The organism is Edaphobacter sp., from assembly GCF_035532915.1.
Lineage (GTDB): Bacteria > Acidobacteriota > Terriglobia > Terriglobales > Acidobacteriaceae > Edaphobacter.
Map to the genome: position 1 here is coordinate 22,578 of NZ_DATKQC010000455.1, position 8,398 is coordinate 30,975.

Annotated in this window: 7 protein-coding genes; 4 read left to right on the forward strand and 3 right to left on the reverse strand. The window is 58.4% G+C overall.

All coding sequences use genetic code 11. The annotated features are described in order from the left end of the window. The first annotated feature begins 95 nt into the window (after positions 1-95). Entirely contained in the window at positions 96-1,310 is a 1,215-nt protein-coding gene (locus VMU57_RS21445; protein WP_325387172.1) for an acyltransferase, read from the forward strand. A gap of 29 nt (positions 1,311-1,339) precedes the next feature. Here VMU57_RS21445 and VMU57_RS21450 read toward each other — a convergent pair whose 3' ends face one another. Further along, entirely contained in the window at positions 1,340-1,894 is a 555-nt protein-coding gene (locus tag VMU57_RS21450; RefSeq protein ID WP_325387174.1) for an AAA family ATPase, read from the reverse strand. Between the two features lie 107 nt (positions 1,895-2,001). Here VMU57_RS21450 and VMU57_RS21455 point away from each other — a divergent pair, with 107 nt between their 5' ends. Next, positions 2,002-3,318 carry a M48 family metallopeptidase gene (locus tag VMU57_RS21455; protein ID WP_325387175.1) on the forward strand — a complete coding sequence of 439 codons (1,317 nt, stop codon included), beginning with the start codon at positions 2,002-2,004 and terminating at the stop codon, positions 3,316-3,318. A gap of 42 nt (positions 3,319-3,360) precedes the next feature. Then, a complete protein-coding gene (locus VMU57_RS21460) occupies positions 3,361-3,705 on the forward strand; it encodes a histidine triad nucleotide-binding protein (protein WP_325387177.1) in 345 nt (114 codons plus the stop codon). Between the two features lie 76 nt (positions 3,706-3,781). On the opposite strand, the gene VMU57_RS21465 is transcribed toward VMU57_RS21460, so the two are convergent. After that, positions 3,782-4,894, reverse strand: a complete 1,113-nt coding sequence (locus tag VMU57_RS21465) for a response regulator (RefSeq protein WP_325387179.1) — start codon at positions 4,892-4,894, stop codon at positions 3,782-3,784. A gap of 1,013 nt (positions 4,895-5,907) precedes the next feature. Between VMU57_RS21465 and VMU57_RS21470 the strand changes: the two genes are divergently transcribed. Further along, positions 5,908-6,582 (forward strand): OmpH family outer membrane protein, encoded by a 675-nt coding sequence (locus VMU57_RS21470; protein ID WP_325387180.1) that lies wholly within the window; start codon positions 5,908-5,910, stop codon positions 6,580-6,582. Between the two features lie 361 nt (positions 6,583-6,943). Here the strand turns inward: VMU57_RS21470 and lepA are convergent. Beyond that, positions 6,944-8,398 (reverse strand): translation elongation factor 4 (gene lepA / locus VMU57_RS21475; protein ID WP_325387182.1); only part of this gene is annotated, 1,455 nt, incomplete at its 5' end.

The window sequence follows — 8,398 nt, forward strand, 5'->3', positions numbered from 1 at the left end:
CTGCATCGATATCGCTGCTGCACGAGAACTGTTCCATCGTCGTATCGGGCAGGTGCCGAGAACAGCACTGGCGTCACCGGGGCGGCGGATGCTTAATGAAACGAGCACAGCCTCTGTGCTATCTCTTTTGCGACAACTTTATGGCTCCCAACAACGAAGGTCAACTTCTCCGATTCCACGGGCTGGACACGCTGCGCGCTGCGGCGATTTTAGTCGTCATGCTCTACCACCTGAACATGTATAGCCTGCTTCCGGAGGCCCTGAATCCGGTCGCTTCGGTCGGCTGGGTGGGAGTGGACCTGTTCTTCGTCCTGAGCGGCTTCCTCATTGGCTCCCAACTGCTGAAGCCTTACCTGAGTGGCGCGACTCCGTCGCTCAAAGAGTTTTACGCTCGTCGGGCTTACCGCATTCTTCCGGCTTATCTTACCGTGCTGCTCCTTTACCTTGCAGTCCCATTGTGGAGGGAGGCACCCGGCCCCTACGCACCGTGGCAGTACCTCACCTTCACCTGGAATTTGTTGCTGTTGCACTATCCCGAAGGCCGCGCGTTTTCGCACGTTTGGTCTCTGTGCGTCGAGGAGCACTTCTACCTGTTCCTGCCTCTGCTGCTTCTCGTATTCATGCGCAGGCCAGCCGTCTGGAAGACAGTGTTGTTCGTGCTTACGATTGTTCTGGGTGGAATCGCGCTTCGTACGTGGCTGCTCTACCACGTCATCCTGAAGCCCGATGCTTCGCCCGTTTCGATGATGAGGTACATCTACTACCCAACCTACTCCCGTCTCGATGGGTTGGCGATAGGGGTTAGCCTGGCAATTCTTCGCAGCTTTCGGCCGTCGTGGTGGTCGCGTATCGCTCGCCACGGAAATCTTTTATTGGTATGCGGCGCGGCTACAGTCGTCGGTGCACTTCGCCTCTGCAACTTCGATTATCCGAGCCCGGATCTGCCTGCAAGTATTCTCTTTGCCTTCCCCGCGTTGGCGATTGGATTCGGCCTGATGGTGGCCTCTGCGGTTTGCGATCGGGGCATGTTGAAGAGGCGCGTCCCCGGAGCCGCTCCTCTGGCCGCGCTTGCCTATAGCCTTTATCTCACGCATAAATCGGTTGCCCATGCCACACACCGTATGCTGCCTGTATGGACTGCACAGGCCGATTGGCGCGCCGTTTGCATCTACGCCGTGGCCTGCTTCAGTGTCGCTTCGCTGCTCTACTTTGCCGTGGAACGACCGTTCCTGAGGTTGAGATTCAGGCGCTCTGCGAGGCAAAAGGCCGCTCTGGTCGAGCGCGAAGTGCGACTCGATCCGGCGATTTGATAGGGTCTGATCGCAAACCGGTGAAGCCGTTAAGAATTTGGCGGAAATTTTAGAGTGGTGTGCGCACGCGCCAATAGATCGTGGTCCCACCCATCGGTCGAAGTGACGGCGAGGATGATGATGCCGGAATATTGCCGCACGGCCTGCAAGAGAAAGCTGATCTCGATGGACGCATACTTGTCGTGACTGTCCTGAACGTCGGTGCGCTTGCCGAAGAGGGCGTCCGCCTCGTCGAGGAGGAGAAGGACGCCGCGGGTATTCGAGGAAAGAATCTGCGTGAGGGCGCTTCCGGGGTCGCCGCCGTCTTGATTGACCACTGAGCCGAGGTCGATGGTGCGGAGCTCTCGATGCAGATTGTTGGCGAGAGTCTGAGCGGCGGCGGCCTTTGCAGCAGTGTCCGGGCCCGTGAAGATGGTGATGGTTCCTGTCTGCGGACTCTCGCCGAGCTGAGTCGCTAACGTCTGAAGAGACTGGAGCTGAAGGGAGGAGAGGGTTGACGGGATGGGTGCAGTTACCGGAGCGGCCTTTTCTGCGGGGATACTGAGATTTTGCAGCGGGCGGACGAGGTTGCGAATGTCGGTCAAGGTAGCCTCCGGAGGAGTTTCGGTAGCATGGACGGTATCTCTGCGGATGGGGCAGCGCAAGCATACTCCCTGCACACTAAACGCGGCGAGCGGGAGTCCTATAAAAGATGCGCCTTCGAACGATCTTTCTGCTGGTGGTTGCTCTGGCTGCGCTGCTCACCGCACCGCACTGGGTAAAGGGCACCACCGCGACCGAAGCGCAGGCGCTATACGAAGCTGCTCATAACACGTCTGCCTACACGCTTTCTCCCGCCAAGCTCAAACAGGCCGAGGGCCTCTTCCGAATGCGGACGATCCTCTACTTTGGCGGGGGCGCGTGGAGCATTTTGGAGCTGCTGTTTCTGCTGGGGCTGAGGGTTCCGCCGCGGCTGCGCGATATCGCGGCCAGGGCCACCGATAACCGGCTCGGGCAATGCTTTCTGTTCACGCTGCTGTTATTCGGAGCCATCGCCGTGCTGGATGCTCCACTGTATGTCTATGGGCATCATCTGGGGCTGGCGTATGGGCTGTCAGTCCAGCATTGGCCGAGCTGGTGGTGGGACCAGCTCAAGAGCTTTCTGCTGACGTGGATTGTAGGTGGAATGCTGGTGATGGTGCTGTTCTGGGTCATCCGCCGCTCGCCGGGGCGATGGTGGATGTGGTTCTGGGTCCCGGCGATGGTGGCAGTCCTGTTCGGGGTATTTCTTGCGCCGGTGCTGGTCGATCCGCTCTTCAACAAATTTGAGCCATTGCAGCAATCGAACCCGGCGCTGGTCGCGCAACTGGAGAGGGTGGTCGCGCGCAGCGGCATCAGCCTGCCGCCCGACCGGATGTTCTACATGCGCGCCAGCAGCAAAGTCACCGGGCTGAACGCCTACGTCACTGGCTTTGGCCCATCGAAGCGGCTGGTGCTGTGGGATACGACGATCAAAGAGGCCACGCCGGATGAACTTTCCTCGGTGTTCGGCCATGAGCTGGGACACTATGCGTTGCACCATATCGCGCTCGGGCTTGTGTTCACCGGCCTGTTGCTGCTGGTGGCTTTCTTCGTTGGGCAGAAGCTGACGGAGTGGGCGCTGCGCCGCTATGGGAGCCGGTGGGGCATCCTCTCGCCGAACGATTGGGCGTTTCTTGCGGTGCTGCTGCTGGCGCTCAATACTCTGTCGTTCTTCTCGGCGCCGATTGAGAACGCCTTCAGCCGGTCGATTGAGCATGCCGCCGACGTCTATGGGCAGGAGGCGATTCATGGCATTGTGGCCGATCCGCAGGCGGTGACGCAGCAGGCGTTTCAGCGGCTGGGTGAGGCGTCGCTCGAAGATCCCCGGGCTCATCCGTTTGTCGAATTCTGGACCGGCAGCCATCCGTCGATTGAAAGCCGTGCCGCCTTCGCCGCCGCTTACAACCCCTGGGCAACAGGCGAGCATCCAAAATACTTCTCCCCGTAAACGTCTACGCTTCAATCACGTAATGAAGAGAGTTTTGAATTAATGGCTACCGATTGTTTGTTCTGCAAAATTATCGAAGGAAAGATTCCGGCGAACAAAGTCCACGAAGATGAACTTTGCATCGGCTTTCCGGATATCAATCCGCAAGCTCCCGTTCATCTCCTGATTATTCCTAAACAGCACATCGCCTCGCAGGCGAAGGCCGCCGCCGAGCACACTGCCTTGCTGGGCCACCTGCTGGCCACCGCTGCAAATCTGGCCCGCAGCAAGAATCTGGACGGCGGCTACCGCGTCGTCGTCAACACCGGCGACGATGGCGGACAGACGGTGAACCATCTCCATCTGCACCTGCTCGGCGGACGGCACATGGACTGGCCTCCGGGCTAGAGCGCGTTTTGGTTGCAAACTGAAAGGCCCTGCGAGAGAGTTCGCAGGGCCTTTTAAGTTTGAGCTTCGATCCCGGTTACTGGTTGAAGTTCGGTTCGTCCTCTTCTACCAGGCCGTAGCGGCGCAGCAGGTTGGGCAGGTTCTGTGAGAAAGCCGCGCGAGGCATGACAGTGTCGCATCCAGCTTCGACGGCCTTCGCCTTCAGGTCTCCCTGCAGATGCGAGAGGAAGCCGACAATCGATGTGCTGCGCTTGAGCTTGGTCTTCAACTTCGGGATCAACGTCAACGGCTTGGCGTTTGCGTTGTTGAGGTCGAAGACGATCAGGCCGGGACGCTCTTCTTCGCTGAGTCCGGTCAACTGGGCGATCGATTCCTTATCGTTCTTGATGAAGGCGATCTTTACGCCGAGTTTGCGCGCAGTCTCCTGGATCTTCGCGATAAAGAAAAGATCCTCAATAAAAAAGAAGATTTTGGTTGGCGCGTCTTCAGGAATTGGAATGGTTTTTCCCTGCGAGTAGTCGATGGGCTGGGAGTCGCCTTGATAGCCGCCGCGACTGCCGCCGCCACGAGACTGAAAGTTGCCGTGGGTCTCGATGGTGGATGGCGGCGAGTCGGCGAAGTTGCCGTTGGCGACGCGGTAGCTGTGGTCCATGGGGCCGACGAAGCTGCGCGGTCCGCGCTGCTGCTGCCTGCCTCCCCCGCCGCCACCGCTCTTGCGCTTGAAGCCGTTGTTGCCGGGTTGGTGGCTGTTGCTGTCGCGGAAACCACCGCCGTTGCTGCCGCTGGCGACGTTGCCGGGATTTTCCTGCGGGCGCTGACGGTCGCGGTCGCGAAACTTCTTCTTCCAGCGTTTGCCGGTCGAGGCTCCGCCGGAGTTGTTCTGCTGCTGGCCGGAGTTGGCCTGAAAGCTCTGAGGCTGAGATGGTTGCGGCGCGCTGGCAGCCTGAATGGAGTCGATGGGCTGTCCTGCGGGCTGTTCGCCAGCGGACTGGCTGGCCTGGGGTGCGGCCTGTGGTGCATCGGGGCCTTTGGTCTTGCGCTTGCGCCGACGACGGCGGCTGCTTTTGGACTGTCCCATTCCGTGGGGGACGTTCGCCCCGGAGAATTGCTCGTCGCCGTCCTGTTGGCCGGCTGACATTGACGAACCCTGGGGCGACTGCACCTCGGGTACATTCTGCTCTGAAGTCATGCTTCCACTTCCTATTGCACTAGATCGCAATTAGCGGTTCACTCTCACGCCACGGGCCTCGTCGTCGCCGCGCAGATTTCGCGGAGCCAACCAAACCGGGATTGCAGCGTCGGAGGAAACGGTCTCAAATTACACTCGAACGGACGTCTTGGTACTGTCTGTTGGCTGTGACCAGCGATGAACTGCCAGAAAGACACAGCCTGGAACGCCTTACTTTGGCGAACCCTCACCCTCTACCCGTTTTCGACAGAGTCCCACAAATTCACTGTGCTGGCTGCCTGCTGCCAATTTTTACATGATTGCTATCAATTGACGGCTACACAATGAGCGGCACCCACAGCCGGTTCACGAAGTAAGACTTAGAGTACGCGCAAAGATTACGATTGGCAAGAACTCTCTTTGTTGAATCGCCCTTTTATATAGAGGAAATTTTCATGGGGTGCCAGAAAGAGATTCGGCAGATAAAGAAGCAAAAGCCGCTCGACGGAGCGGCTTTTGCATAACTAATGGCCAGTCACTGGCCTCCATAAAGACTTCCGTAAGGAAGTGAGCCACTCGGTCGATGGCTGAACCCTCATCGGGGTAAAGCTTCTTTCGATCCGGGGCATTACAACCGCGCTTCAACTTCGACTCGGAGGAGTAATGCTGAGATACAGTGCAATCGGTCTGCCAAACCGGGCGTGATGGATTCATGGGACTTATGGGCCGCATAAAAGGTTGGAATACCGGAAAACGGAAGGTAAAGTTTGGCTTGCCTACGTTTTTTAGGATATTTGATAAATATTTCGAGTTTGACCGGCTTCGAGGGCAGTCCTATAATCCAATATGTTCCGCCAACCCTCTCGCTTGCCGACGGTTTCTTTGTTATGCTGGCCGCAGCGCTCGAGGCAAAAGGTAGTTACGCTTTTCGAGCGTCACCATCAAGAGGATGCAGGAATGGCTCGGAAGGTCGCGATTGGTGCGCCTACGGCCGGATGATTTGGAATGATCCCCGAAGGAGTATCACACACCGCATGAATCGTACCCTTAAGCTAGTCTCCGCCTTTGGCGCGGGATTGTTGACCGTTGCCGGGATGGCCCAAACAACGACGCCCACCACCCAACCCGCCGCCTCTGCTGTTGTGGCGCCACATGCTGAACCCGCAAAGATTGCCCTGATCGAGTACGAGCAGGTCGCCGCTGCCACCAATGAAGGCCAGCGCGCACTTCAGGAGATTCAGGCAAAGTATGCGCCGAAGAAGGCCCAGATCGAGACTGAGTCTACGGAAGTCGATTCGCTGAAGAAGCAGATGCAGAGCGCTCCAGCCACGGAAGCCGACGAAGCGCGCGCCGCCAAGCTCCGGACCATTGATACCAAGGAGAAGCAGCTTCAGCGCGACGTTCAGGATGCCCAACAGGCATACAACGCCGACTTGCAGGATGCTCTTGGCAAGGTTGCCCAGAAGCTGGGACCCACCGTGGTGAAGTACGTTCAGTCGAATGGCTATACCATGCTTCTGGACCTCAGCGGCCAGCAGGCACAGGGCGGCGTCTCTGTGATGTGGGCAGCTCCGGGGACCGATATCTCCCAGGCCATCATCGAGGCATACAACGCCTCTTCCGGTGTAGCGGCTCCTGCTCCTTCGGCCCCAACCCCGACGGCGCGTCCACGTTCGGCTACGCCTCGCCCCTCAACCACCAAGAAGTAAGCAACAATTTTTCGACGAAAGGGAGACCTCTCAGGAGGTCTCCCTTTCGCTTTCCTGTGGAAAATTCTGTGGATTTTAAAGCTCGTGTGGTGGCTTAGTTGCAATAGCGAATTTATCCTCTCTCGTTAGGGAGGGAAGCTGGGGCATTTAACTCCATACGAAGCAGCGGCTTACAGGATCGTGTGCAATAATTTGCGGCTATTTCCCGATTGAATTCGCAAATGATGCGATTTCAATGGTTTCCACAGATCAATGTTACTGATGAGTTACAGGCGAGCGGCGCGGCCTGGTGTTCTAACGCGTGACAGATCATCTGTTTCGCAGGCGACTCGTCTGTTTGGGGTAGTCTGCTCGATTACTTCTATTCTTCTCCGACCTTCAGCACGGCGAGGAAAGCCTCCTGCGGAATGTCCACCTTGCCGATCCGCTTCATGCGCTTTTTGCCCTCTTTCTGCTTATCGAGGAGCTTGCGTTTGCGACTGATATCGCCGCCGTAGCACTTGGCGATGACATTCTTGCGGATGGCGGTGACGGTCTCTCGCGCGATGACCTTGGAGCCGATGGCTGCCTGGATGGCGACCTCGAACATCTGGCGGGGGATGAGCTCACGCATCTTGGAGACGAGTGCGCGGCCGCGATTCTGGGCGAAGTCCTTGTGGATGATGATGGAGAGCGCATCGACGGGGTCGCCGCCGATGAGGATGTCCATCTTGACCATGGGCGAGACCCAGCTACCGGCGAGGACGTAATCGAGCGAGGCGTAGCCGCGGGAGACGGTCTTGAGGCGGTCGTAGAAATCGAGGACGATTTCATTCAGCGGCAGTTCATAGGTGATCATGACGCGGGTGTCGGAGACGTACTCCATGTTCTGCTGACGGCCGCGCTTCTCTTCGACGAGCTTGAGGATGCCGCCGACATATTCTTCATTGGTCAGGATCTTGGCGATGATGACCGGCTCTTCGATCTGCTCGATGTTGGAGGGATCGGGCCAGCGCGAAGGATTGTCGACTTCGATGACGCTGCCATCGGTGAGGGTGATCTTGTAGCGGACGCCGGGTGCGGTGGTGATGAGGTCGAGGTCGTACTCGCGCTCGAGGCGCTCCTGGATGATCTCGAGATGGAGCAGGCCGAGGAAGCCGCAGCGGAAGCCGAAGCCGAGCGCGACGGAGGACTCGGGCTCGAAGGAGAAGCTGGCGTCGTTGAGGCGTAGTTTTTCGAGAGCGTCGCGCAGCAAGGCATGCTCGTGCGAGTCGACGGTGTAGAGACCGGCGAAGACCATGCTCTTGATGTCTTCGAAGCCGGGGAGCGCTTCGGCGCAGGGATTTTCGACTGACGTGATGGTGTCGCCGACCTTGGTGTCGGCTACGTTCTTGATCGTCGCCACGAAGAAGCCGACTTCGCCTGCGGAGAGTTCGGACATCTCGACCGGCTTGGGCGTCATGACGCCCATGCTTTCGACGTCGAAGGTCTTGCCGTTCGACATGACCTTGATCTTCATGCCCTTGCGCAGCTTGCCGTTGACGATACGGGCGAGCACGATGACGCCTCGGTAGGCGTCGAACCAGCTATCGAAGATGAGCGCCTGCAGCGGTGCCTCTGGATCGCCCTTTGGCGGCGGTAGCAGCGTCACGACGGCTTCGAGAATGTCGGCGACGTTGAGGCCGGTCTTGGCTGAGACTGCGATGGCGTCGTCAGCGGGTAGCCCGACGGATTTTTCGATCATTTCCTTGGTGCGCTCGATGTCGGCGCTGGGGAGGTCGATCTTGTTGATGATGGGAATGATCTCAAGACCACCGGCGATGGCGAGGTAGGCATT